Source organism: Microbispora sp. KK1-11 (assembly GCF_006874435.1).
Lineage (GTDB): Bacteria > Actinomycetota > Actinomycetes > Streptosporangiales > Streptosporangiaceae > Microbispora > Microbispora catharanthi.
In genome coordinates, this window is record NZ_VIRJ01000042.1 from 38,340 (window position 1) to 62,472 (window position 24,133).

The window sequence follows — 24,133 nt, forward strand, 5'->3', positions numbered from 1 at the left end:
AGGTATTCTCGCGTGCTCGGCGTACGTCTCGCTCGGTGGCCCCTACCTGGGAGAACCCCGTTGGGTAGGGCCGGGGGCGCGACAGTCGGGCGCTGCGGGTTAAATTGACCCGCCGGTATCTCGACATCAAGGCTCTGGACTTCACAAGAGAGGGAGGCGGCCGAGAATGTCCGACTTCAAACCCGGGCTCGAAGGCGTGGTGGCGTTCGAGACCGAGATCGCGGAACCGGACAAAGAAGGGGGCGCCCTGCGATACCGGGGCGTCGACATCGAAGAGCTCGTGGGCAACGTCTCCTATGGACACGTCTGGGGCCTGCTCGTCGACAACACGTTCCAGCCGGGCCTGCCCCCGGCGGAGCCGTACCCACTTCCCGTCCATTCCGGCGACATCCGAGTAGACGTACAGAGCGCGCTGGCCATGCTCGCGCCTTCCTACGGCTTCCGCCCGCTGCTCGACATCGACGACGCCCAGGCCCGCGACGATCTCGCACGCGCCTCGGTGACCGCTCTGTCGTTCGTCGCGCAGTCGGCTCGTGGCCTGGGCCTGCCCATGGTCCCGCAGAAGCGCGTCGACGAGGCCGAGAGCATCGTCGAGCGCTTCATGGTCCGCTGGCGCGGTGAGCCCGATCCCAAGCACGTGAAGGCCATCGACGCCTACTGGACCTCGGCCGCGGAGCACGGCATGAACGCCTCGACGTTCACCGCCCGCGTGATCGCCTCCACGGGCGCCGACGTGGCGGCCGCCCTGTCGGGCGCGGTCGGCGCGATGTCCGGCCCGCTGCACGGCGGCGCGCCCGCGCGCGTGCTGCACATGATCGAGGGCGTCGAGAAGATGGGTGACGCCCGCAAGTACGTCCAGAGCGAGCTGGACAAGGGCCAGCGGCTCATGGGCTTCGGCCACCGGGTCTACCGGGCCGAGGACCCGCGCGCCCGCGTGCTGCGCCGTACGGCCAAGGAGCTGGGCGCGCCGCGCTACGAGGTCGCGGCCGCGCTGGAGACCGCCGCGCTGGAGGAGCTGCACGCCCGCAAGCCGGACCGGGTCCTCGCGACCAACGTGGAGTACTGGGCCGCGGTGGTCCTCGACTTCGCCGAGGTGCCGTCGAACATGTTCACCTCGATGTTCACCTGCGCCCGCACCGCCGGCTGGGCCGCCCACATCCTGGAGCAGAAGCGCACGGGCAGGCTGGTCCGCCCCAGCGCCAACTATGTGGGCCCGAAGCAGCGCTCCATCAACGAGGTGCCCGGCGCCGCCGAGGTCGTCGGCAAGGTCTGAGCCTCGGCGCGGGTCGTGGCCCTGCGGCGTGCCACAAGCTCCGAGAGGCCGCCGGACCCGCCCGCGCACCGTCAGCGCCTTTGACGGCCCGCCCTTTCCGGGCGGGCCGTTCCCGTGTCCGGACGCGTCATCGGCCGGAGTCCGCGGCGTCCGTGCGCCGGCTCGCGGACGGGCTCACGGACGGGCTCACGGACGGGTGAGCGGACGAGACCACCGCCGGGGCGTTCCGGGCCGCGCGCTCCCCGGCGTCCCCGTCGAGGTTCCGGCAGATCTCCTTGGTGTCCTCGGGCTCTGTGGTCGCCAGGCGCCCGCAGCGCTCCGCGACCTCGGACCCGCCGGAGTCGTTCACCTTGAGGATCGCGATGGCCTTGTTCTCGGGCTCGTGGACGGCGGCGCCGAAGGAGATCACCCCGCCCGAGCCGTTCCACCTGTCGCGCGGGGAGACGAGGGAGATCTGGTAGAGCACGTCTCCCCTGCTGGGCAGCCCGCCCCGATAGGCCGCGTTGACGCGCTCGTAGAAGAGCTTCACGGCGTCGTAGCTGAGGATGAGGTTGTCGTCGGACTCCTTCGCGTGCCGGCCGCTCAGCAGGCTCTGCACGAAGCCCGTCGGCGCCGCGGCGCCGTCGCGCCACAGCTCGCGGCTCGCCAGCGCCGCGTAGTAGACCTGGACGCGCCGGTAGTCGCCGATCACGGCGCCGCTGTTGGCCACCGCCTTGATGACGTCGTCGCCCGCGAGGACCTTGATCGGCTCCTTGCCGCAGTCCTTGCCCTCGACATAGCGCAGGAAGTCGAGGAAGTCGGCCGCGCGCCCCGCGTAGAGGAGCAGGTCGGGCCCGTGACCGCAGGCCCGGCTCACCGCCAGGTCCATGCCCGTTCCCCGGTCCTTGTACGCGACGCGGTCGCTTACCGCGATCCCCACCGCGCCCGCCTCGTCCGCGTAGTCGTCGGCGAGGTTGTTCGTGTAGTTGTCGTCGTCCGTCTGGTCCTGGACGACCACCGCGGCCGGCTTGCGCACACCGCCGAGGAGCCGTTCGCGGGCGAACCGGGCGGCCAGCCGCGCCTGCCGCTGGTTCGACGGCCCGAGGCGGAACACGTACGGCGAGGGGTAGCTCGCCCCTGACCGGGCGGGGCCGTCCGGCAGGTAGCCGAGCCTGTCGGCGGTCGCGGTGGTGACCAGCATCGGGATCTTCGCCGTGTGCAGGGTCTGGATGGCCTCCTCGACGCCGCGGACGCTGCGCTGGAAGCCGATCACCCCGAGCACGCGGGGGTCCTCGGCCGCCATCTCGCTGACCAGCTGCGCCGTACGCCGCCCCTGCTGGAAGTTCGTGCCGGCGTTGGCCACCAGCACCTGGAGGCGGGGCGCGCCCGAGACGCCCCGCTGGTACTCCTCCACCGCCGTGAGCTCCGCCCGTGCCCCGACGAACGCGCTGTCGTTCTGGTCCTGCGCGACGGAGTACTCGCCGAACAGCACCACACTCACGTACGTCCCTGCCTCCCTGGCCAGGGCGTTGTTGCGGTCGATCCGGGAGACGAGCCTCGTTATGTCGCTCGAAGGGAAGAGCCCGTCCGGGGTGGGCCCGTCGGCGTTCACGACGCCGACGCACTCCTTGCCGACGCGCTCGCCCCAGGACAGGCCGCCGCAGTGCGCGTTGCGGTCCTGCTGGATGCGCCCGAGCAGGACGACAGGACCGATGAGCAGGAGCGCCATCACGCACCAGTAGCCGATCGCCCGCATCCGGCTGCCCAGCAGGCGCGGCCGGTGGTCGTCGTCCAGCGGGATCGCGGGCGCGCTGACCATCAGCCGCAGCGGCGGCACCCGCCGCCGCGCCGCCGTCCGCCACGACGCCACGAGCGCGGACAGGTCCGACATCGGGCCCGCGGTGACCGGCCGGCTGCCCGGCGCGAACGACTCGGGCACCGCGGCCAGCACCAGGAGCGGCGGCAGCAGCCCGGTCTCCTCGACCGTCTCCTCCAGCGTCCGCAGGAACCGCTCGTTGACGTCGCCGGACCACCGCGCGTCGAGGACCAGCATCGCGTACAGGCCGCGGCCCCAGCTCGGCCACGGGATCAGCCACTTCTGGTACGCCTGGCGCAGATCGCGGCACAACGCGTGGACGAGCAGCCGCTCGACCTCCGCCTCGCTCGCGTTGGCGACGCGCAGCGCGTACTTCGCCAGGCGCTCGAAGGGCTTCCTGGTCAGGTAGGGCTGTTTCCTGAACCAGCCGTTGAAGAGGGAGCCCCTGATCGAGAGCATGGCCTGGATCAACGTGCCGACGACGGCGACGAGCACGCCGAGCGCCCACGGGATCAGGCCGACCAGGTCGGAGGCACCGCCGAGCCCCCAGGCGGCGAGCGTGCCCACGGGCACCCAGGTGGTGGCCGCGCGGCCGAGGAAGTCCGCCGCGGTCCTGCGCCCTCTGTCCCCGCCGTACCTGCCCCTGCGCCAGTCCTTGAGGCGCTCCCTGAACTCCTCCTGGCCCGTACGCGACTGGGGGTCGGGCGGCCAGGTCCGGCCCGGCACGTCGACCGGCTCCCCGGGCGGCGGCTCCTCGCGCTGGCGCCGCGCCCACAGCACGAACTGGACGAGCGGGAACCGCGGCGGGGGCAGGAACGAGCCGCCGACGGGCATGCCGAGCTGGCCGTGCTCCCCCGCCAGCGCCGCGACGAGTTCACGCAGCGTGTCGTACTCCCCCGCCCTGACCGTGGCCTGCGGGAGGGAGTCCTCGAAGGGGACGGCGAGCCGCCGGGCCGCGTCGAAGGCGCCGCCGTCGCGGCCGACCACGAGGACGAGGGGCAGGGGGCGGTCGGAGCGCCAGAAGAACGGCCTGCGAACCAGTGCCTCGATGACGGCGTGCGGGTCGGCCACGCGGATGTCTCCCGGGGGGGCGGAGTCCGTTCCTGAGGTGGTGCGTGATCTTAAAACGAGACCATGATGTCTCACCATCCGGACCATGGTCTAGAGCATCCGCAGGTCTCACTACGCTTGAACCGTGGCTGACATCGTGATTCCCGCTGACATCAAGCCCGCCGACGGCCGCTTCGGCTGCGGGCCCTCGAAGGTACGCCCCGAGCAGCTCGCCGCTCTCGCCGACGCCGGAGCGAAGGTGATGGGCACCTCCCACCGGCAGAAGCCGGTGAAGAACCTCGTCGCCCGCGTCCGCGCCGGGCTCGCCGACCTGTTCTCCCTCCCCGAGGGGTACGAGGTCGTGCTGGGCAACGGCGGCACCACGGCGTTCTGGGACATCGCGTCCTTCGGGCTGATCCGGGAGAAGTCGCAGCACCTGAACTTCGGGGAGTTCTCCTCGAAGTTCGCGACCGTCGCGAAGAAGGCCCCCTGGCTCGCCGACCCGTCGGTGATCAAGTCGGAGCCGGGCAGCCACCCGCTGCCGGTCGCCGAGGAGGGCGTGGACGTCTACGCGCTCACCCACAACGAGACCTCCACCGGCGTCGCCATGCCCATCAAGCGGCCGACCAGCGGTGGCGCGGACGACGAGTCGCTCGTCCTCGTGGACGCCACCAGCGGCGCCGGCGGCCTGCCGGTCTCCGCCGAGGAGTTCGACGTCTACTACTTCGCCCCGCAGAAGAGCTTCGCCTCCGACGGCGGCCTGTGGATCGCGCTGTTCTCGCCGAAGGCGCTCGCCCGGGTGGCGGAGATCGCCGAAAGCGGCCGGTTCGTGCCCGAGTTCTTCAGCCTGCCGACCGCGATCGACAACTCGGTCAAGGACCAGACGTACAACACCCCGGCGGTCGCCACGCTGTTCCTGCTGGCCGACCAGATCGACTGGATGAACGCCCAGGGCGGCCTCGCCTGGACCACCGCCCGGTCGGCCGACTCCGCCTCGCGGCTGTACACCTGGGCGGAGAAGACGTCGTACACCACGCCGTTCGTGGCCGACCCCGCGCAGCGCTCCAACGTCGTCGGCACCATCGACTTCGACGACGCCGTGGACGCCGCGGCGGTCGCGAAGGTGCTGCGGGCCAACGGCATCGTGGACACCGAGCCCTACCGCAAGCTCGGCCGCAACCAGCTGCGGATCGCGATGTTCCCGGCGATCGACCCCGCCGACATCGAGGCGCTGACCTCCTGCGTCGACTACGTGGTCGAGCGTCTCTAATGGTTCTCCCGGCGGCCGCCTCTCCGGCGGCCGCCGATCTCGCCGGCGGTCTCCGGACCGTCGGCTTTTTCGTTTTTCCGGTCCCGTGCCGGGGTGCGGCAGCCGTTCGCGCGTCAGGTCGTCGCGATCTTTCGGCGGCGTAGCAGCCAGGCGGCGAGCACGCCGCCGATGAGGCCGAACAGGTGGCCCTGCCAGGAGACACCCGGCTGGGTGGGCAGGGCCCCCCACAGGATCGAGTAGTACAGCACGGCGACCACGACGCCGAGCACGATGTCGAGGGCCCGGCGGTCGAACAACCCCCGGGCCACCACATAACCGAAATATCCGAAGACGAGGCCGCTCGCGCCGATCGTCAGTGTGTCCGGCGGGCTGGTGAACCACACGCCCAGCCCGCTGACCAGGATGATGACCAGGCTCGCCGCGAGGAACCTGCCGATCCCCCTGATCGCGGCCACGAACCCCAGGATCAGCAGCGGCAGCGAGTTCGCCATCAGATGGCCGAACCCGGCGTGCAGGAACGGCGCGAACAGGATCCCGGGCAGACCGTCCGGCTCGTGGGCGACGATGCCGTACCTGTCGAGCCGTCCGTTCTCCACGTAGTCGACGATCTCGATCGCCCACATCACCGCTACGAGCACGATCATCAGGATCGCGCTCCCGAGGGCGCCGGTGAGCAGCGCGGACGTCCGCTCCCGCATCGACCGGCCCGGCCGGGGGAGCCCGGGCCCGGAATCACTCATGGCTTCACCGTACGCAGTCCCGCTCACGAACGAGCGGACTGCCCCGATCCGCCGGGATCATGCCGTCGGGTTGCCAGGAGAGGCCGGACGGCTGTATTAATAAATGAACAGTCATTTATAAAAGGAGGGGCCGGTGGCGGGACGACCCCGCGGAGTGGACGATTCGGTGATCCTGCGAGCGGCGGCCGAGGTGATCAGACGCGTGGGGCCCGCCGGGCTGACCCTCGCCGCGGTCGCCGACGAGGTGGGGCTCGTGCCCGGCACTCTCGTGCAGCGTTTCGAGTCCAAGCGCGGCCTGCTGGTGGCGCTGGCGAGACAGTCCGCGCACGAGGCGGAGGCGCACCACGACCGGCTGCGGCAGGGACGTCCCTCCCCGTTGGCGGCGCTGATGGCGCTGGCCGAGGAGTCGATGGCCCTCATGGACACCCCGGAGCGCTTCGCCAATCACCTCGCGTTCCTGTGCATGGACCTCACCGATCCGCAGCTGCACGAGTACGCCCTGGCCGTCCATGAGGCGCAGCGAAGGGCGATCCTGGCCCTGCTCGACGAGGCGGTGGCCGAGGGAGAGCTGCGGAGCGGCACCGACACCGCCGCGCTGGCCGGGTCCGTCCAGGCGCTGATCGCCGGCACCGGCCTGACGTGGGCCCTCGACCGGCAGGACACGCTGCCGGAGCGGCTCCGGCGGGCGGTCACCGCCCTCCTCTCGCCTCATACCCGTTCGAAGGAGATGTCGTGAACGACAGACAGCCGCTCGCCGGGAAGGTCGCCCTGGTCGCGGGAGGCACGCGGGGCGGCGGCCGCGGCATCGCCGTCGAGCTCGGGGCCGCGGGCGCCACGGTCTACGTCACCGGCCGCAGCAGCACCGCCGGCCGCTCCGACCTGGACCGCCCGGAGACCGTCGAGGAGACCGCCGCGCGGGTCACCGCGGCCGGCGGCACCGGCATCGCCGTGCGCACCGACCACAGCGACCCGGAGGAGGTGCGCGCCCTGGTCGAGCGGATCGCCGACGAGCAGAACGGGCGGCTCGACGTCCTGGTCAACTCGGTGTGGGGCGGCGACGCGCTGACGGACTGGGAGCATCCCCTGTGGGAGCAGGACCTCGACACCGGCCTGCGGCTGCTGCGCCGGGCGGTGGAGACCCACATCGTCACGAGCCGGTTCGCGCTGCCCCTGATGGTGGCCCGCCGGAGCGGCCTGGTCGTGGAGGTCACCGACGGCAACACGGCCCGCTATCGCGGCTCGTTCTTCTACGACATCGCCAAGTCCACGGTGATCCGCCTCGCCGTGGCGCAGGCGGCGGAGCTCAAGCCGTACGGCGTCGCGGCCGTCGCCGTCACGCCGGGCTTCCTGCGCTCGGAAGCCATGCTGGAGCACTTCGGCGTGACCGAGGCCGACTGGCGTGACGGTGCACGCAAGGACCCGCACTTCGCCCACTCTGAGACCCCTGCCTATCTGGGACGGGCCGTCGCCGCCCTGGCCGCCGACCCCGGCGTCATGGCCAAGACCGGACGCGCCCTGGCCACCTGGGGGCTGTACAGGGAGTACGGCTTCACCGACGCGGACGGCACCCAGCCGGACTGGGCCGCCCACTGGGCCGAGGTCCTGGAGGAGGATCACGGCCCCCTCGGCGACCCGCTCTGACCTGGCTTCGTCAGCGCGACGGCGTTGCAGTCGGAGGGGCGGACGGCGTGGCGGTCGGAGGGGCGGACGGCGTGGCGGTCGGCGTGACGGTCGGAGGGGCAGACGGCGTGGCGGACGGCGTGACGGTCGGAGGGGCAGACGGCGTGGCGGACGGCGTGGCGGTCGGAGGGGCAGACGGCGTGGCGGACGGCGTGGCGGACGGCGAAGTCGTGACGACCTCGGGCACGCTGGTCGCCATCAGCCTGCTCTCGGAGGTGACCCTTATGTAGTTCTCGGAAGAGAGCTCGCACGTGAGGACCACCGGGCCGGGCGTGTCCAGCTTGGCGGTGACGAAGAAGGAGAGCAGGATGCCACCGTCCGACTTGCTGTAGCCGGACTGCCGCGGCATGGCGGAGGTGACACCCGTGGGTGCGCTGACCTCGCAGGTGACGGTCTGGCTCCCGGGGGACGGAATGATGATCTTGGTGTTGACGCTGGTCTGGATCGCGTAGTCTCCCGCGGGCACCTGGGGGATCCGCACCACCTCGACCCGCGTTCCCCTCTCGTAGGAGGGACTCTTCTGGGCGATGTAGGTCTGCCCGTAGGTGGCGCCCGGCTCGCCCTTGTCCCCCTTCGGACCCTGGGGACCAGTCGCGCCCTGCGGGCCGGTCGCGCCCTGCGGACCGGTCGCGCCCTGCGGACCCTGAGGGCCTTCGGGACCGGCGACGTTCCAGGTGACCATCCGCTCGCCGGCGCGGCACACCGACGCGGGCACCGTCGCGGTGGGAGTGGGCGCGGCGAGCCCCGCCGCCCCGGCCTGGGCCGACTCCAGTTCCCCGATCATTCGCATCACGCCGTCGCCTCCCACGCAGGCCACGATCGACGAGGTCGTCGCCGCCGTCGTGGCCACGGCGATTCCCCCGCCGCCCACGAGCAGCCCCGCCACCGCCCCGGCCGCCAGCCAGGTCCCACGTCCCGTCCGCAGATTCATCTGTCTCCCCTTCGTGGTGATCTTCACAAGGGAAGGTAGGAGGGCGGGCCGGGACGGCGCGTCATCTCGGCGGCCGATGCGTGGTCCGCCATCCGGGTGAGGACGGCGACCCAGCCGGACAGGGAGACTGCCCCGAGGTCCCGCCCCGGCGGGGACACCGGTCCCGGGAGACGTCCCGGGACCGCACGGCGACGCGCGCGACACCCCGGAAATGACGTGGGGCGCCCCTGCGCGGAGCGCCCCAAGCGGGCACTGCGCGGAGCGCCCCGAATGGCCTTACGAGGTGAGGGTCACTCACCCTTCCAGACGGGGGCGCGCTTCTCGGCGAAGGCCGCCGCGCCCTCCATCGCGTCCTTCGAGGTGAAGACCGGGCTCACGATCTCACCCTGCTTGCGGAACATCTCGTCGAGCGACCAGTCGGCCGACTCGACGATGACCCGCTTGGTCGCGGCGAGCGCCAGCGGCGCGTTCGCCGCGATCGTGCGGGCCAGTTCGAGCGCGCCGTTGAGCGCCTCGCCCGGGTAGGTGATCCGGTTGACCAGCCCCAGCTCGTACAGCCGGGCGGCCGGGTAGTGATCGCCGGTCAGGGCGATCTCCATGGCGACGTGGTACGGGATCCTGCGCGGCAGCCGCATGATCCCGCCCGCGCCGGCGACCAGGCCGCGCTTGGGCTCCGGCAGGCCGAACTTGGCCTCCTCGGACGCGACGACGATGTCGCAGGACAGGGCCAGCTCGAAGCCGCCGGCCAGCGCGTACCCCTCGACCGCGGCGAGGATCGGCTTCTTCGGCGGCGCCTCGGTGATGCCGCCGAAGCCCCGGCCCTCGACCACCGGCATGTCCCCGGTGAGGAAGCCCTTCAGGTCCATGCCCGCCGAGAACGTGCCGCCCGCCCCGGTGAGGACGATCGCGGACACGTCGGGGCTTTCGTCCAGCTCGTCCAGGGCGGCCGCGATCCCGCGCGCCACCGCGCCGTTCACGGCGTTCCTGGCCCTCGGCCGGTTGATGGTGACGACGGCCACGCCGCCGTCGACGATCTCTACGAGTACCTCGTCCGGCTCAGCGGCCGGCCCGGAGTTCACCTCGGACACCTGACCTCACTCGGCTTACTTGGGCTGGAAGCGGATGCCGCCGTCGAAACGGATGACCTCGCCGTTCATGTAGTCGTTCTCGATGAGCGTGCGCACCAGGTGGCCGAACTCGGAGGCCTTGCCGAGCCGCTTGGGGAACGCGACCGGCCCGATGAGCTTGGCCTTGAACTCCTCGGCGTTCTTGTCACCGATCTTCCCGTAGATCGGGGTGTCGATGATGCCCGGCGCGATGGTCAGCACCCGGACGCCGATGGCCGCGAGGTCACGGGCCGCGGGCAGGGTCATGCCGATGATGCCGCCCTTGGACGCGGAGTACGCCACCTGGCCCGTCTGGCCCTCGATGCCGGCGACCGACGCGGTGTTGATGACCACGCCGCGGGCGCCGTCCTCGTCCGCCGGCTCGGTCTTGGCCATGGCCGCCGCGCCGATGCGCATGAGGTTGAAGGTGCCGATCAGGTTGACGTCGATCACCTTGCGGTAGGCCGCCAGGTCGTGCGGCGAGCCGTCCCGTCCGACGGTGCGCTGCGCCCAGCCGATGCCGGCGCTGCTGATCACGGCGCGCAACGGCTTGCCGGTGGCGACCGCCGCCTCCACCGCGGCCTGCACCGACGCCTCGTCGGACACGTCGGTGTGGGCGAACACGCCGCCGATCTCGTCGGCCAGCGCCTTGCCGCGCTCCGCGTTCAGGTCGGCCACGACCACGGTCGCGCCGACGCGGGCCAGCTCGCGGGCCGTCGCCTCGCCGAGGCCGCTGGCGCCGCCCGAGATGATTGCTGCTGCTCCGTTCAGATCCATAGCCGGACCTTAACGCGCGAACCGAATGAAGTTCTACTCGGGGTGCTGCAAAATCGCGGTGTCGACGTCGGGGTAGACCTTGATCCGCCGGTCCAGGCCGGTCGTGCGCAGGATGCGGGCCACCGGAGGCTGCGGTGAGGCGAGGCACACCCCGCCGCCCTCGCTCGTGGCGAGCCGCCATGCCTCGATGAGCACGCTGAGCCCACTGGAGTCCATGAACGACAGCTCGCCGAGGTCCAGCACGAGCGTCGGTCCGTCGTCGCGTATGGCGTCCCGTATCTCGTCACGCAGGAACGGGGCCGTGAACAGGTCGAGCTCTCCCTCCACGGCCACCACCACGGCATTGGAAAGCGATTGGCGCGCGAGCCGCAGCTTCATCGTCGGGACCTCCTCAGCTCCGGCCCACTTTACTTATCCATCACCCCGGCTGAGCAGGGACGGCGAAGCCGTAGGGAAGTTCCAGCCGGTGCGCGGCGAGCAACCGCTCGTCGGCGAGCAGCGCGTGCGTCGTCCCGTCGGCGGCGATCACCCCCTCGGACATGATGAGCGAACGCTCGCACAACTCGAGCGCGTACGGCAGGTCGTGGGTGACCATCAGCACGGTCACGTCCAGGCTCTTGAGGATCTCGGCCAGCTCGCGGCGGGACGCCGGGTCGAGGTTGGACGACGGCTCGTCGAGGACGAGGATCTCCGGCTCCATCGCCAGCACCGTGGCCACGGCCACCCGGCGGCGCTGTCCGAAGGACAGGTGGTGCGGCGGCCGGTCGATCGCATCGAGCATGCCGACCCGCTCCAGCGCGTCGCGCACGCGGCGGTCGAGTTCCTCACCGCGCAGCCCGAGGTTGGCCGGGCCGAAGGCGACGTCCTCCCGCACGGTCGGCATGAAGAGCTGGTCGTCCGGATCCTGGAACACCAGCCCGACCCGGCGGCGGATCTCCCGCAGGGTGTCCGCGCGCACGGGGAGTCCGGCCACCTCCACCGTCCCGTGCCCGGCCGTGAGGATGCCGTTGAGGTGCATGACGAGCGTGGTCTTGCCCGCGCCGTTCGGGCCGAGCAGGGCGACCCGCTCCCCCCGCTCGATCGTCAGGTCCACGCCGTACAACGCCTGCGTCCCGTCGGGGTAGGCGTACGCGAGCCTGCTCACCGTGAGCGAGGGGCTGCCGGAGGTCATGTCGTGCTCCACGCCAGTAGGGCCGTCACCGCGGCGAGGCAGGGCAGCATGCCCGCCATCGCCCAGTCTCGCCCAGTCGCCGATATATCCCTAATCGTCGGCATCTCGCCCGTGTAGCCGCGGCTCAGCATGGCGAGGTGGACCCGCTCCCCCCGCTCGTACGAGCGGATGAACAGGGCGCCCGCCGACTTCGCCAGCACGGGGGCCTGCCTCAGGTCCCGGGCGACGAATCCCCGCGACTCCCTGGCGATCCGCATGCGCCGCATCTGGTCGAGGATCACGTCCAGGTAGCGCAGCATGAACGTCGCGATCTGCACGAGCAGCCGGGGCAGCCGCAGCCGTTCGGCACCGAGCAGCATCATGCGGGGCTCGGTCGTGGCCGCCAGCAGGATCGAGGCGACCACACCCAGCGAGGCCTTGGCCAGGATGTTCCAGGCCGCCCACAGGCCAGGGGCGCTCAACGACAGGCCGAGCACCTGGACCCGCTCGCCCGTGCCGATCAGCGGAATCGCGAGCGCGAACAGCACGAACGGCACCTCGATCGCCATGCGCCGCACGATCGCGCCCGCCGGCACCCGGGCGGCGGCCGCGACGGCGGCCAGCAGCAGCGCGTCGACGGCGAACGCCCAGAAGCGATCGCGCGGCGTGGCGACCACGAACACCGCGAACGCGACGACCGCCGCCAGCTTGCACTGGGGCGGCAGCCGGTGGACGGGCGTGTCGGCGGGCCGGTAGATCGGGTGATGGTGCCCGGCGCTCACTTCGCACTCACAGTCTCATCATCGCCGACCCGCCCCGCCCAGCATGCGGGCAGGGCGCTCACGGCCTCATCGGCGCGGTGTTCAGAGGCGCCGTGCTCATCGGCGCCGTGCTCATCGGCGCCGTGCTCATCGGCGCCGTGCTCATCGAGCTCGGCGAACTCACTGGGCGCTCGCGGGCGTCATCGCGTCGGTCGCGCGCCTGCGCCGGCGGATGACGTAGAACACACCGCCTCCGGCCACGACCGTCAGCGCGACGCCCGCCACCCCGGCCAGGCCGCCGGACAGCCGCTGGTTCTCCACGCCCTTGACGCTGTAGTCGGCCAGCGGGCCGTTCTCCGCCGAGTGCGGCTTCTCCTGCGCGCTCAGGCCCTTGTCGGCCGCCACCTTCTCCAGCCCGTCAGGGGCGCTGGAGGCGTAGAACGAGACGACGCCGGCCAGCAGCACGGCCACGAGCGCGCCACCCACCAGGACCGGACGCAGGCCGATCCCGGCAGAGGGCGCCTCCGGAGCCGCCGGCCCGACCTGAACATCCCCATCGGCGGTGCGCAGCGTCAGCGCCCTGGTCATCCCACGCGCGCCGTACACGAGATCGGGGCGCACGGCCAGCACGCTGCTCACGGTGAGCGCGGTGATGAAGCCCTCGCCGAGCCCGATGAGCAGGTGAACACCGCCCATCGCGGCGGCCACCGAGCCCACCTCGATCGGCGCGGTGCCGCCGAGCCAGAACAGGGCCGTGAACACGAGCGCCGCCGCCGGGGCGGAGACCAGCGCCGCCACGAACGACGCGGCCACCAGGGTCGCCCGCCCGCGTGGCCCGCCCCGCGTGATCAGCCGGAACACCGCCCAGCCGACGACCGCGGTCACGATCGCCATCAGCGTGATGTTGACGCCCAGCGCGGTCAGCCCGCCGTCGGCGAAGAAGAATCCCTGGACGAGCAGCACGACCGCCACGCACAACACGGCGGTGTACGGCCCGACGAGTATCGCCGCCAGGGCCCCGCCGAGCAGGTGACCGCTGGTGCCGGCCGCCACGGGGAAGTTGAGCATCTGCGCCGCGAAGATGAACGCGGCCACGAGGCCCGCCATGGGGGCGGTCCGGTCGTCGAGCTCCCGTTTGGCGCCCCGCAGGCACACGGCGACCCCGGCGGCCGCGAAGACCCCGGCACCGACGGACACGGGGACGTCAAAGAACCCATCGGGCACGTGCACGGCTGTAACCCCTTCGAAACGGGCGAATCTCCTCCCACTTTAGAGCACCGGGTTGTTGTTGCAAACGATTCGCAATTAGTGGTGGCGCAGGATCCTGGCCATCCGCCTGACCACGGTCAGCGGGGTCGCCACCCGCACCGACACGCTGAGCCGCCGGTTGACCGCCGTGGCGTACGGCCGGACGGTCCACTGCACCACTCCCCATCTCAGCGCGCCGCACCACCACCGCAGGGTTCGGTCCAGCGCGTCCGCGTCGGCGACCTTGACCGGGAAGCGCACCGGAGGACCGCCGAGGACGAGTTCGAGGTAGGCGTCCCAGGTGCCGGGCCGCAGGCCGGCCGTCTCGGCCGCGAACTCCCGTGGCCCGACCGCCACCGCCCGCTCACGGTGTTCCCGCCCCGACGCCCGCTCGCGCCAGATCAGGTGCCGTACGGCCGCGGCGGCGGCCTCCTCGCCCATCAGCGCCTGTCCCTCGACCCGAAGCCGCCTGCCCCGCCACCACGCCCGCGTCAGCCGTACGGCGGCGGGGATCCGGGCGACGTGCCCGCCGACGTCGAGTCCGAGGTGGCCGTGCGACCGGGTGAGGAAGGGCACCGCGACGACCCCGCCCACCAGGTGGGCGGGCGGAACACCGGTTCCGGGTTCGCGGCGGGAGCCGAGCCGGGCGAGCCTGCGCGCGCCCTCGCACTCGACGGCCACGTGGACGTCCCACACCCCGGGCGGCAGCGCGGCCACGTCGAGCACGGCGGTGAAGGATCCGGCGGCGCCGGTCGCGCCGCGGGTCACGGAGGGCACGCGCTCCTCACGCGACATGCGCTCGCGCAACACCAGGCCCACAGTGCCGGTCAGCGCAGTGCCGGTCAGCACTGTGCCCGTCAGCGCAGCGCTGTCCGATACGCCGTCCGCGCCGGCGAGGGCGGCCCACCCCTCGATCACCAGGCGGTCGCCCCGCCACTCGACGCCGTTCAGCCGGTGCCGCAGCGGCGCGGCCTCGACGAGCGCGAGCCGTACGAGCCGGTCGGGGTCGTCGAGCGCGGCGACGCGGGCGGCGTCCACACCGTCGAGACCGGCGCGCACGCCCGGCGTCAGCCACTGGCCGCAGATGTCGGCCACCTCGACGGCGATCTTCTCGCGCTCGGCCTCACAGGCCGCCAGGAACGGCACCCCGAGCTGGGCCAGCACGTCGCGGCGCAGGTGCCGCAGGAGCAGGCGGTCGCGCAGCGCGCCGGGCGGCACGTGCCGCGCCATGACCTCGATGGGCGTGCGGACCACACGCAGCCAGCCGAGCGGATCCCGCGCGGACGCCTCTCCCCCGCCCTCCGCGTGGTGGCAGTCCCCGTCCGCGACCACCGAGATCACCCGCGCGTGGCAGTACGCGTGGACGGTGAAGGTCATGTCCTCTCCGCGCCGCTGCGTCTCGTCGAAGCGGATGGCGTGCCGCTCCAGGAAGTCCCGGCGGAAGAGCTTGAAGCAGGACAGATCATCGTAGACGGCTGTTAAGGAGGCCTTGTCGGCGTTCTCCCGCAATCCCTGGCGCGCCCCGGCGACCTTTCCCACGACGATGTCGGCGCCGTTCCCGTCGGCCACGGCGACCAGGCGGGCCAGCGCGTCGGGGGCGAGGTGGTCCCCGGCGTCGCAGAAGTAGACGTATCTTCCGGCCGCTCGTTCCAGTCCGCGGTTGCGGGCGCCGCCGGGCGTGCCGGGCTGGGCGTCCTGGATCACGGTGATCAGCCGGGGATGGTGCGCGGCGTAGAGGCCGAGCAGCGCTCGGGTTCCGTCCCGCGAGCCGCCGTCGACCACGATGATCTCCTTGGCGACCCGCTGCACGAGCAGCGAGGTGAGGCAACGGTCGAGTGACGCCCGGCGGTTGTACGCCGGGACGACGACGCTTACGTCGATCCCCCGATCGGCGCGCTGGTCACTCTCCGTATCCATCGCCCTTCATTATGTGCCGACGACCTGCCCCGACCCGCCTTCGCCGCGCCGGGCGCGTCCCACCGTGTTCACCGCTGCTCACCAAGTTCGCGTGGGCTCGGGCGACACGCGGTGGAGGCCGCGGCCCGCTCGTCGGAGGCTTCGCGCTCCTCGCGGCCGGGACCGGCGGCGGCCATCTGAGTGGCGGGTCCGGCGCGTGAGGCGGCAGACTGAGCGCTCACCGAGTCACCGGGGGTTTCGCGTAGATGCGCACCGCGTTGTTCCCAGAGGGTTTCGTCTGGGGAGTGTCCACGTCCGCCTTCCAGATCGAGGGCGCCACCGACCGCGACGGCCGTGGCCCCTCCATCTGGGACGCCTTTGCGGGTGGGGCGTACGGCGACCCGGCCTGCGACCACTACGCGCGCCACCCGGAGGACGTCCGGCTGATGCAGGACCTGGGCATCGCCGCCTACCGGTTCTCGGTCAGCTGGCCGCGGGTGCTGCCTGAGGGGCACGGCCGCGTCAACGGCCCGGGGCTCGACTTCTACGACAGGCTCGTGGACGAGTTGCTGGAGGCGGGCATCGCGCCGTACGCCACGCTGTACCACTGGGACCTGCCGCAGGCGCTGCAGGACGGCGGGGGGTGGACCTCGCGCGACGTGGCCCGCCACTTCGCCGACTACGCCCGCGTCGTGTACGACAGGATCGGCGACCGCGTGGACACCTGGTTCACGTTGAACGAGCCGTGGGTCGCCGCCTTCCTCGGCCACGGCTCGGGGGTGCACGCCCCGGGCCTGCGGTCGGCGGCCGACGCGTTCGTCAGCGCCCACCACATGCTGCTCGCGCACGGGCTGGGCCTGGAGGCGCTGCGCGCGCGGGGCGCCGCGAGAGCCGGCGTCGTGCTGAACCTCTCCCCCGTCCTCACCCCCGCGCAGCTCGGAGACATGTCCGCCGGCATCCCCGAAGAGGACGCCGAGGCGGTGGCGAGGATCGACGCCCTGCACAACCGGCAGTTCCTGGAGCCGCTGCTGCGCGGCCGCTACCCCGCCGAGCTGCTGCCGCTGATCGAGAAGACCGCCGGGCTCGGCCACATCCGCGACGGAGACCTCGACGTCATCGGGCGGCCCATCGACCTGCTGGGGGTCAACTACTACACGCCCATCGCGGTGCAGGCCCAGCCCAGCGCCCCGGCCGACCCGGCCTTCCCGGGCAGCGAGGGCGTGCTGTTCTGCAGCGTGCCCACGGCCGTCACCGCGATGGGCTGGCCCATCATGCCGAGCGGCCTGTCCCTGCTCCTGCGGCGCCTGTCCGAGGAGTATCCCGAGACCGAGCTGATGATCACCGAGAACGGCGCCGACTTCGAGGACGTCGTGACCGGCGACGGCATCCACGACGTCGACCGGATCAGCTTCGTCGAGGAGCACCTGCGGGCCCTGCGGACCTCGATCGACGAGGGCGCCCGGGTCCGCGGCTACCTGCTGTGGTCGCTGCTCGACTGCGTCGAATGGGCGGACGGCTACCGGCGCAAGTTCGGCATCGTCCACGTCGACTTCACCACCCAGCGGCGGCTGCTCAAGGACAGCGCGCTGTGGTATCGCGACGTCATCAAGCGCAACGGGCTCGGCGCGGAGCGGCCGAAGCGGCCCACTCTCGAGACCGTCGCCGCCCGCGCGGGCGTCTCCCGGGCCACGGTCTCGCGGGTCGTGAACGGGGAAACGCGGGTCAGCCCCGATGTGCGCGCCGCGGTGCTGCGCGCCGTGCAGGAGCTGAGCTACGTGCCGAACGCCGCCGCAAGGAGCCTCGTCACCCGGCGGACCGACTCGGTCGCGCTCGTCCTGTCGGTTCCCCGGCACGGCGGCGAGGCGCTGACCTCCGCCGTCGTGCAGTACGTCACCAGCGTCCTGGAAGGAGCCGGCAAGCAGATCACCCTCATGCTCGCCGACACGGCCGAGAGCCACCGGCGCATCATCCGGCACGTGGAGGCGCGGCAGGTCGACGGGGTCGTGCTCGTCCCGCCGGACGGCCCGGACACGCTCACCGAGCGGCTCGCCCGCACCGGGGTGCCGGTCGTGCTGCTCGGCAAGCCCGCGATCGCCTCCCTCGTGCCGCACGTGGACGTGGACAACGCGGGCGGCGCGAGGGAGGCCACCCGGCACCTTCTCGACCGGGGCCGCCGCCGCATCGGGATGATCTGCGGCCCCATGGACCTTGTCGCCGTACAGGACCGCCTCGCCGGGCATCTGGCCACGCTCCACGAGGACGGACTGCGGCCGGTGATCGCGCTCGCCGGCCTGGACAGCGGGTCGGGCGCCGCCGCGGCCCGCGAGCTGCTGTCCGGCGGCCAGGATCTGGACGCCGTGTTCGCCACCTCGGACGAGCTGGCGATCGGCGCGATGGAAGCGGCGCGTGAGAAGGGACTGCGGGTGCCGGAAGACCTGGCGGTCGTCGGCTTCGGCGACATCCACGCCGCCTCCTGCACGACCCCGGCGCTCACCACCGTCCGGGTGCCCGCCGCGGACCAGGCCCTGGCCTTGGCACGGCTGCTCCTGTCCCGCCTCGACGGCCGCCACACCAGCTCCGTCGTCCTCCCCACGCGCCTGGTGGTCCGCGCCACGACCTGACCCCCGCGTCAGGGTTGGGTGTCGAGCCACTCCTGAAAGGTGGGGCCGGCGAGCTTGGCGTGAGGACCGGGCATGAGCGAGCGTAGCGAACGAGCCACGGACGCAGCCGAGCCACTCGATCGCGCCGCCCCCGTGGACGCCGTGGATGCCACGTTCGTGGGCTGTTCCGGCTCGTGGTGGCCGGTGCGGTTCCTACGCTGGAGTGTCATGACGGATGAGGGGATGCTGGAGCGGATCGCCGCGCGACGTGCCGAGCTGGACCTGCTGGAAGAGGCTGCCCGCACCCTCAAAATCGGCCGCTCCACCGCCTACGAGGCGCTGGCTCAACGCTGAACAGCGGCTGCGTCGTCCCGCGCCAGATTCCTGTTCGGCCCCGCGGTCAGCCGGCAGAGATCTGCTTGCGCTACGAGGGTGAGCCCAGTCGGGACGTCTCCTCGGCGTGGCGGGGCTGTGCCTCGGGGGCCGGTCCGGCTACGGGGGCCGCGGTCGGGGCGGTGGCCTCGCGGCGTTCGGGCAGGTGGATGAGGCGCCAGGCGATCAGGGCACTGGCGATGTAGGCGGCGCCGACGAGGAGGAACGACAGGGCCGCTCCGGTGGTCCAGCCGGGGGTAACGGCCAGGATGGCGCCGATGGAGGCGATACCGACCAGGGATCCGATCTGCCTGTTGGCGTTGAGGACCGAACCGGCAGTGTTGGCGTGCCGGGTGCCCGCCGCGTTCACCATGGCCGCCGTCATGGCGGGCGCGATAAAGCCGCCCGCGATGCTGGTGAGCCCGAGGGCGACGGCCAGCATCCAGTATGGGGTGGCGGTCGACAGGGCGGTCAGGGCCAGGGAGGCGGTCCCCGCGACCAGGAAAGAGACGGCCAGGAGGAGGCCTGTCGCGACGCGCCCGGAGATGCGGGCGAATGCGATGTTGGCGAACGGGATGAAGACTGTGAGGGGCAGGATCTGCAGTCCGGCCTGGAGCGGGCTCGCGCCGCGGCCGTGCTGGACGTACAGGCCGATCATGAACAGCGAGCCGTAGAACGCGGCGTTGAACAGGAAGCCCACGGCGTTGGCGCCGGCGAAACGGGCGCCGCGGAACAGCGTCCAGGGCATCACCTGGTTGTCGGTGCGGCGTTCGCGGCCGATGAGCAGGACGGCGGCCAGCGCCGTGGCGGCGATGGCGGCGAGCATTGGGGCCGCGCTCCAGCCGAGCTGCGGTCCCTCGATCAGCATGAAGCTGACGCCTGCCAGCAGGACGATGACGGCGGCGTGCCCGGGGGTCGCCAGCGGCCGGGCGTCCCCTCCGCCCCTGGCGATGTGCCGGCGGGTGAGGAGCATGCCCGTGATGCCGATGGGCAGGTTGATCAGGAAGATGCTCGGCCAGCCGAACGCGCCGACCATGATGCCGCCGACCGTCGGGCCCAGCGCCATGGACGAGGAGACGATCGCCGACCAGACGCCCAGCACCTTGGTGCGTTCGCGCGCGTCCGGGAAGACCCGCACCAGCAGCGCGAGCGAGCTCGGCATGAACAGCGCCGCCCCGGCCCCCTGGAGGAGCCGCGCCGCTATCAGGACCTCGATGCCCGTTGCCAGCGCGGAAGCCAGCGACGCGACACCGAAGATCGCCATGCCCCACATGTAGACGCGTCTCGCGCCCACCCGGTTCGCCAGGCCGCCGGCCAGCATCAGCAGCGCGGCGAAGGTGAGGACGTAGCCGTCCACGGCCCAGGTGAGCTGGGAGAGAGAGGCATGCAGGCGTTCCTGGATCGTGACCCCGGCTACCTGCATCACGGTGGTGTCCAGGCTCGCCATGACGAACCCGGCGGCCAACGCCGTGATCTTCATTGGGCCTGGCGGAATTTTGGGCATCATCGACCCCACGCTCTCGGAAGCTAAACGGACGCCGTCTGTCCGGATTTGGACGCTAGTGCAACCGGACGCCTCTTGTCCACTTAAACCGGACTCGTCTAGTCCACTTATTGCTATGCTGGTCGCATGGCAGCAGTCGCACCCGCAGTGGAGCAACTCCTGGACGACGGTTCGGGCCGACGCCCGCGCGCCGATGCCCGGCGCAACGTGGAACGTCTCGTCGTCGCCGCCCGTCAGGCCGCCGTCATGGGCGGCGAGATCACCGCGCACGAGATCGCACGCCGTGCCGGTGTGGGAATCGGCACGTTCTACCGCCGGGTCGGTACCCTCGAGGCGCTGCTCAAGGCGGTCCTCAGCGAGGTGCTGGGGGAGATCATCGCCAAGGGCGAGGAGGGGCTGGCCGATCCCGACCCCTGGGCGGGCTTCACGACATTTGCCCTCTCCTACATTCACCTACGGAACGAACTGTGCGACGTCAACAAGCGCCTCGGCGACGTGCTGGACCACTCCCGAGCCGAACTGCGCGACCGCATTCAGCTCCTGGTCGAGCGAGCCCAGCAGGCCGGAATGATGCGTACGGACGTGACCTGGGAGGACGTGGCTTTCCTCATGGTCGCCGCGTCCTCCGCCGGACCCCACACGCTGGGCCTCCACGCGGGCGCCCACCAGTGGGACCGCAACCTCCACGTCATCCTGGACGGTCTGCGCATTCCCGACCCCAGCGCCCTCCCCGGCGAACCGCCCAGCCTGGCCCCCTGATCGGAAGCCTTCTGATCGCTGCCAGACCATCCACGTCAACACCAATCCCCGTCGCCGCACTCGCCGACCACGACCCCGCCCGGCTACACCGCTGACGGCCCCTCATCGCGACCTCGTCATCGGCCGGACACACGTCACTGAGGCTGCCCACACACTCAAGATCGGTCGCTCTACCGCGTACGAGGCGCTGAGTCAACGGTGAACAGCGGTTGCGCCGTTCCGCGGCCCGTATCTGCCGTATTCCGGTGGTACCCCCTCATGTGCGGCGCCGTCGTCTTCCACGTCTCCCGGCGGGAGCACCTCCCCGCGACGCTGCCCGCCGTACTGGCCCTCGGCCTGGCCTTCCTCGTCTACGAACACGTACGGGCCGCCTACCCGGCGGCCTGATCCACCGAAGGCGGCGGCCGGGTCGGCGTGCCCGGTGACCGGAGCCCGGCGATTGAGAGCCGATCTACGACCCGACCCGGCTGGTCAGGGCCTGAGACATCGTGATCGTGACGGTCGACTACCGGCTCGGCGTGTTCGGCTTCTTCGCCCACCCCGAACGCGGCGAGACCAGCAACTTCGGCCTGCAGGACCAGGTGGCGGCGCTGCGCTGGGTGCGCATGTATCTGGCTTGCCGGCCGATCACGCGGCCGCCCAGTACGGGCTACGCCCCCTGAACCCAGGCCGGCGGAAACTCCTGTACGACCGCGCGCAGGTCGAGGCGGCACGCGACGGCCGGCCGCTGCCGACATGGCCGACCGGCACCGGGCAGCACCCGGAGGACCTCCTGGACGAGCAGGACGCGGCCGAGTCGCTCGGCGTGGCGTACTCGACCGTGCGTAAGGACCGATTGGAGGGGCGCCTGGGCATCTGGGGCGAGGTGTGCGGCGTGGCGCACACCTCGCGGTCGGCGCTCGCCGCGCGATCGAGGCGCGGCCGGGCCGGGGTGTCGGAGGCGGCCGGCCGCGCAAACATGCCTGAACGCGGCGCCGTGTCACCACATTCTGCCGCTCGACCAAGCCCCCGATGGCCTGGTGACCATCGCCTCGGGCGCCGCATGCGAAGGAGAACGTGCATCAGCGTGATCTCAGTGCGGGCTCAGCTCAGCCAGTCGATGCGGACGATGTACACCCCTCGCTGCTCGTCCAGGACGAGGTATACAGCCAGGCCCCGGCCGCCGAGCGCCTGGGTGAGCAGGTTGGCCTTCGGACTGTCCAGGTTGAGGGCTGACCACTCCAGAGGTGTCTCCAGCAGAGCGCGTAGCTCGCGAAACGGATTGATCGCTTCTGTCGGTAGGGCATCAGCTTGCTGTCGGACGACAGAGTCGAGGTCGCCCGCATACACCTAGCATCCCTGTTGTGCTCTGGTTTGGAGCCTCGCCTCGAACGCCTCGTCCCAGGGGAACACCGCCGGTAGGTTCGCCGAGATCACTGCGGCGCTGAATGTCCTCCGCCCGCTCGATCATCTGGGCGTACTGGGCTGGATCAGCCCTGAGCACCGCGTGCCACCACCACGTCTCGACGCACTTGTGCAGAGGGGCCAGGTCCAGGTCGGCGACCGCTTTGTGCAGGGCCTCGCGGTGCTGCCCGTCGAAGGCGTCCAGGTCTTCGACGGGAAGGGCGGCACGAAGGGCGCGCGGGCTGCGATCGGCACGCAGCGACGCGCGGATCTCTTCAGGTGTTGGCCTGCGCCGCGGCTTGTGAGGTCGCGTCGCCATGGTCGAGTCTGTCTCGCCGGTTAGGGCCATTCGAGGCGGACAAGGAGAGTCTCACGTTGCTCTTCGAGGATGACGTAGGTGGCGAGGCCACGTTCGCCGAAGGCGTGAGTGAGCATGTTCGATCTCGGCTTCGCCCGGTTATACGGTTCCCCGCTCCACGGAGCGGTCTCCAGTAGCGCGAACAACTCCGCGAGCGGGCGTAGCGCCTCGTCCGGTAGTGCGGCGATCTGCTCTTCGGCGACCGGATCAACGACGAGCTCGTACACCTACACGTCGATTCCACGAGCGGCGAGAATCTCGCGCCATGGCCTGCCCTCCGGGCGGGGTCCTCCGGCCAGCACCTGCTCGGCCCGGTTGTGCATCTGCCGCCGCCCCTCAGGGTCCCGTACCGAGTCGCAGGCGGAGATCCACCACCGGTGAACGAACGCGTTCAGCGCCCCGAGGTCGAGACTTACCCGCACCTCGTCGAGCACCGCCTTCAGCCCGGCGTCGAACGCCTCGCGGTCTTCAGGGATGACCAACGCGGCGCGTATGGCCCGCAGGTTCTTCTCCGGCAACGGCGTCTGACCCGGCACGAAGTCGTACGGCTGCGCAGTCATGCCTGCTCCCTTCCCCGCCTATAGAGACTACAGAGCCGGGACGACATCCTCGATGGAGATCCGCCCACAGTGGTCGGCGGTGCTGGAGGTCAATGGGCCGCCCACCCCGCGCCGCGACGGCTCGACCTATGGCCCCGCACTGCGCGCCGGCCGAAGCAGGCCCGGCAAAAGGGGGGCGACGGGGAAGGGCAACAAGAGCAGAACTCCGCAAACGACCCCGAAGCAGAACAACGGCGACGCATCCGGTACCGGCGCAGGCTCCGGCTGAAAGCCGCCCTGCTCGGACGCTCCAGGGGCGAGCAGACCAGCAAGATCCACCTTGCCGCCGACCGCAAGTGCCGCCCACTGGCGTTCGTCTTGACCGCAGGACAGGCCGCAGACAGCCCGCAGTTCATCCCCGTGCTCAAGAAAGTACGCGTCCGGGTGCCCGTCGGCCGTCCCCGCACCCGGCCCGGCGCGGTCGCGGGCGACAAGGCCTACTCCTCCCGTAGCAACCGCGCCTACCTACGGAGACGTCGCATCAAGGCAGTCATCCCGGAAAAGAGGGACCAGGCCGCGAACCGGAAGAAGAAAGGCAGCAAGGGCGGCCGGCCCGTCAGCCACGACGCCGAGCTCTACAAGGAGCGGAACACCGTCGAGCGACTGATCAACAAGCTGAAGGCCTGGCGAGGCATCGCCACCCGCTACGACAAGACCCCTGCCAGCCACCTTGCCGGCCTCCACCTCCGTGCCGCGGTGATCTGGATCAAAGGCCTCACCCGGACCACTCCTTGATCACAACCAAATACACGCCCTAGTACTACAGCCTGATTTCGTGATGTCGGAGCCAGCGTTTCCAGTAGTGGCTAGCTCGGGCGCGGGCTTGGTGGTGTCGTCTGTGTCGGGACCAGGCGAGGGCGTGACTGAGGGGAAGGGTGATC

Annotated in this window: 25 protein-coding genes and 1 pseudogene; 11 read left to right on the forward strand and 15 right to left on the reverse strand. The window is 71.3% G+C overall.

Annotated elements, in window-relative coordinates; genetic code table 11:
* The first annotated feature begins 166 nt into the window (after nucleotides 1-166).
* Nucleotides 167-1,273, forward strand: a complete 1,107-nt coding sequence (locus FLW16_RS38630; RefSeq protein ID WP_142565957.1) for a citrate synthase 2 — start codon at nucleotides 167-169, stop codon at nucleotides 1,271-1,273.
* Nucleotides 1,274-1,400: 127 nt separating this feature from the next.
* Here FLW16_RS38630 and FLW16_RS38635 read toward each other — a convergent pair whose 3' ends face one another.
* A complete protein-coding gene (locus FLW16_RS38635; RefSeq protein ID WP_142565958.1) occupies nucleotides 1,401-4,139 on the reverse strand; it encodes an ABC transporter substrate-binding protein in 2,739 nt (912 codons plus the stop codon).
* A 124-nt stretch (nucleotides 4,140-4,263) separates the two neighbouring features.
* Here FLW16_RS38635 and serC point away from each other — a divergent pair, with 124 nt between their 5' ends.
* The gene (serC, locus tag FLW16_RS38640; protein ID WP_142565959.1) at nucleotides 4,264-5,388 is read left to right on the forward strand and encodes a phosphoserine transaminase; all 1,125 of its coding nucleotides are present in this window, start codon (nucleotides 4,264-4,266) and stop codon (nucleotides 5,386-5,388) included.
* A 113-nt stretch (nucleotides 5,389-5,501) separates the two neighbouring features.
* On the opposite strand, the gene FLW16_RS38645 is transcribed toward serC, so the two are convergent.
* On the reverse strand, nucleotides 5,502-6,128 hold the full coding sequence (locus tag FLW16_RS38645) for a rhomboid family intramembrane serine protease (RefSeq protein WP_142565960.1): 627 nt from the start codon (nucleotides 6,126-6,128) through the stop codon (nucleotides 5,502-5,504).
* Between the two features lie 133 nt (nucleotides 6,129-6,261).
* On the opposite strand from FLW16_RS38645, the gene FLW16_RS38650 reads away from it, so the two are divergent.
* Nucleotides 6,262-6,864: a TetR/AcrR family transcriptional regulator gene (locus FLW16_RS38650; RefSeq protein ID WP_142565961.1), complete on the forward strand. Its 603-nt coding sequence runs from the start codon at nucleotides 6,262-6,264 to the stop codon at nucleotides 6,862-6,864.
* Nucleotides 6,861-7,769, forward strand: a complete 909-nt coding sequence (locus FLW16_RS38655) for an SDR family oxidoreductase (RefSeq protein ID WP_142565962.1) — start codon at nucleotides 6,861-6,863, stop codon at nucleotides 7,767-7,769. The genes FLW16_RS38650 and FLW16_RS38655 overlap by 4 nt, the downstream gene beginning before the upstream one ends.
* A 10-nt stretch (nucleotides 7,770-7,779) precedes the next feature.
* Here FLW16_RS38655 and FLW16_RS46055 read toward each other — a convergent pair whose 3' ends face one another.
* The 6 genes from FLW16_RS46055 to cbiQ form a co-directional block, all read right to left on the reverse strand.
* Nucleotides 7,780-8,739, reverse strand: coding sequence for a collagen-like protein (locus FLW16_RS46055; protein ID WP_185949785.1), 960 nt, complete (start codon nucleotides 8,737-8,739; stop codon nucleotides 7,780-7,782).
* 290 nt (nucleotides 8,740-9,029) lie between these two features.
* Nucleotides 9,030-9,827: a crotonase/enoyl-CoA hydratase family protein gene (locus FLW16_RS38665; RefSeq protein ID WP_260616070.1), complete on the reverse strand. Its 798-nt coding sequence runs from the start codon at nucleotides 9,825-9,827 to the stop codon at nucleotides 9,030-9,032.
* A gap of 15 nt (nucleotides 9,828-9,842) precedes the next feature.
* On the reverse strand, nucleotides 9,843-10,622 hold the full coding sequence (locus FLW16_RS38670; RefSeq protein ID WP_142565963.1) for an SDR family NAD(P)-dependent oxidoreductase: 780 nt from the start codon (nucleotides 10,620-10,622) through the stop codon (nucleotides 9,843-9,845).
* 33 nt (nucleotides 10,623-10,655) lie between these two features.
* Nucleotides 10,656-11,000: an STAS domain-containing protein gene (locus FLW16_RS38675; RefSeq protein WP_142565964.1), complete on the reverse strand. Its 345-nt coding sequence runs from the start codon at nucleotides 10,998-11,000 to the stop codon at nucleotides 10,656-10,658.
* Between the two features lie 40 nt (nucleotides 11,001-11,040).
* Nucleotides 11,041-11,793, reverse strand: coding sequence for an energy-coupling factor ABC transporter ATP-binding protein (locus FLW16_RS38680; RefSeq protein ID WP_142565965.1), 753 nt, complete (start codon nucleotides 11,791-11,793; stop codon nucleotides 11,041-11,043).
* Nucleotides 11,790-12,554, reverse strand: coding sequence for a cobalt ECF transporter T component CbiQ (gene cbiQ, locus FLW16_RS38685; protein ID WP_142565966.1), 765 nt, complete (start codon nucleotides 12,552-12,554; stop codon nucleotides 11,790-11,792). The genes FLW16_RS38680 and cbiQ overlap by 4 nt, the downstream gene beginning before the upstream one ends.
* A 77-nt stretch (nucleotides 12,555-12,631) precedes the next feature.
* Between cbiQ and FLW16_RS46350 the strand changes: the two genes are divergently transcribed.
* Nucleotides 12,632-12,769, forward strand: coding sequence for a hypothetical protein (locus FLW16_RS46350; protein WP_221891490.1), 138 nt, complete (start codon nucleotides 12,632-12,634; stop codon nucleotides 12,767-12,769).
* On the opposite strand, the gene FLW16_RS38695 is transcribed toward FLW16_RS46350, so the two are convergent.
* Nucleotides 12,714-13,763 (reverse strand): energy-coupling factor ABC transporter permease, encoded by a 1,050-nt coding sequence (locus FLW16_RS38695; protein ID WP_142565967.1) that lies wholly within the window; start codon nucleotides 13,761-13,763, stop codon nucleotides 12,714-12,716. The genes FLW16_RS46350 and FLW16_RS38695 overlap by 56 nt on opposite strands.
* Before the next feature lie 75 nt (nucleotides 13,764-13,838).
* On the reverse strand, nucleotides 13,839-15,698 hold the full coding sequence (locus tag FLW16_RS38700; protein WP_142565968.1) for a glycosyltransferase family 2 protein: 1,860 nt from the start codon (nucleotides 15,696-15,698) through the stop codon (nucleotides 13,839-13,841).
* A gap of 245 nt (nucleotides 15,699-15,943) precedes the next feature.
* On the opposite strand from FLW16_RS38700, the gene FLW16_RS46060 reads away from it, so the two are divergent.
* Complete coding sequence (locus FLW16_RS46060; RefSeq protein WP_142565969.1) at nucleotides 15,944-18,298, forward strand: GH1 family beta-glucosidase; 2,355 nt, start codon at nucleotides 15,944-15,946, stop codon at nucleotides 18,296-18,298.
* A 72-nt stretch (nucleotides 18,299-18,370) separates the two neighbouring features.
* Nucleotides 18,371-18,631 (forward strand): hypothetical protein, encoded by a 261-nt coding sequence (locus tag FLW16_RS44185; RefSeq protein WP_185949786.1) that lies wholly within the window; start codon nucleotides 18,371-18,373, stop codon nucleotides 18,629-18,631.
* A gap of 70 nt (nucleotides 18,632-18,701) precedes the next feature.
* Here FLW16_RS44185 and FLW16_RS38710 read toward each other — a convergent pair whose 3' ends face one another.
* Nucleotides 18,702-20,129: an MFS transporter gene (locus FLW16_RS38710; protein ID WP_221891491.1), complete on the reverse strand. Its 1,428-nt coding sequence runs from the start codon at nucleotides 20,127-20,129 to the stop codon at nucleotides 18,702-18,704.
* Nucleotides 20,130-20,279: 150 nt separating this feature from the next.
* On the opposite strand from FLW16_RS38710, the gene FLW16_RS38715 reads away from it, so the two are divergent.
* The 3 genes from FLW16_RS38715 (at nucleotide 20,280) to FLW16_RS38720 (ending at nucleotide 21,574) form a co-directional block, all read left to right on the forward strand.
* Nucleotides 20,280-20,912: a TetR/AcrR family transcriptional regulator gene (locus tag FLW16_RS38715; protein ID WP_142565971.1), complete on the forward strand. Its 633-nt coding sequence runs from the start codon at nucleotides 20,280-20,282 to the stop codon at nucleotides 20,910-20,912.
* A 258-nt stretch (nucleotides 20,913-21,170) separates the two neighbouring features.
* Nucleotides 21,171-21,299, forward strand: a complete 129-nt coding sequence (locus FLW16_RS45705; RefSeq protein ID WP_260616072.1) for a hypothetical protein — start codon at nucleotides 21,171-21,173, stop codon at nucleotides 21,297-21,299.
* Nucleotides 21,300-21,400: 101 nt separating this feature from the next.
* Nucleotides 21,401-21,574: a carboxylesterase family protein gene (locus FLW16_RS38720; RefSeq protein ID WP_260616073.1), complete on the forward strand. Its 174-nt coding sequence runs from the start codon at nucleotides 21,401-21,403 to the stop codon at nucleotides 21,572-21,574.
* Between the two features lie 421 nt (nucleotides 21,575-21,995).
* Here the strand turns inward: FLW16_RS38720 and FLW16_RS38725 are convergent, their stop codons facing one another.
* The 4 genes from FLW16_RS38725 to FLW16_RS38735 are packed head-to-tail and all read right to left on the reverse strand — an operon-like array spanning nucleotide 21,996 to nucleotide 23,213.
* A complete protein-coding gene (locus FLW16_RS38725; protein WP_142565973.1) occupies nucleotides 21,996-22,241 on the reverse strand; it encodes a hypothetical protein in 246 nt (81 codons plus the stop codon).
* Entirely contained in the window at nucleotides 22,198-22,644 is a 447-nt protein-coding gene (locus FLW16_RS46355; protein WP_396687058.1) for a DUF6247 family protein, read from the reverse strand. The genes FLW16_RS38725 and FLW16_RS46355 overlap by 44 nt, the downstream gene beginning before the upstream one ends.
* Nucleotides 22,635-22,880 carry a hypothetical protein gene (locus FLW16_RS38730; RefSeq protein ID WP_142565974.1) on the reverse strand — a complete coding sequence of 82 codons (246 nt, stop codon included), beginning with the start codon at nucleotides 22,878-22,880 and terminating at the stop codon, nucleotides 22,635-22,637. The genes FLW16_RS46355 and FLW16_RS38730 overlap by 10 nt, the downstream gene beginning before the upstream one ends.
* On the reverse strand, nucleotides 22,881-23,213 hold the full coding sequence (locus tag FLW16_RS38735) for a DUF6247 family protein (protein WP_142565975.1): 333 nt from the start codon (nucleotides 23,211-23,213) through the stop codon (nucleotides 22,881-22,883).
* Nucleotides 23,214-23,372: 159 nt separating this feature from the next.
* On the opposite strand from FLW16_RS38735, the pseudogene FLW16_RS38740 reads away from it, so the two are divergent.
* Nucleotides 23,373-23,987: pseudogene (locus tag FLW16_RS38740) on the forward strand (IS5 family transposase); the annotation flags it as partial.
* Nucleotides 23,988-24,133 lie beyond the last annotated feature (146 nt).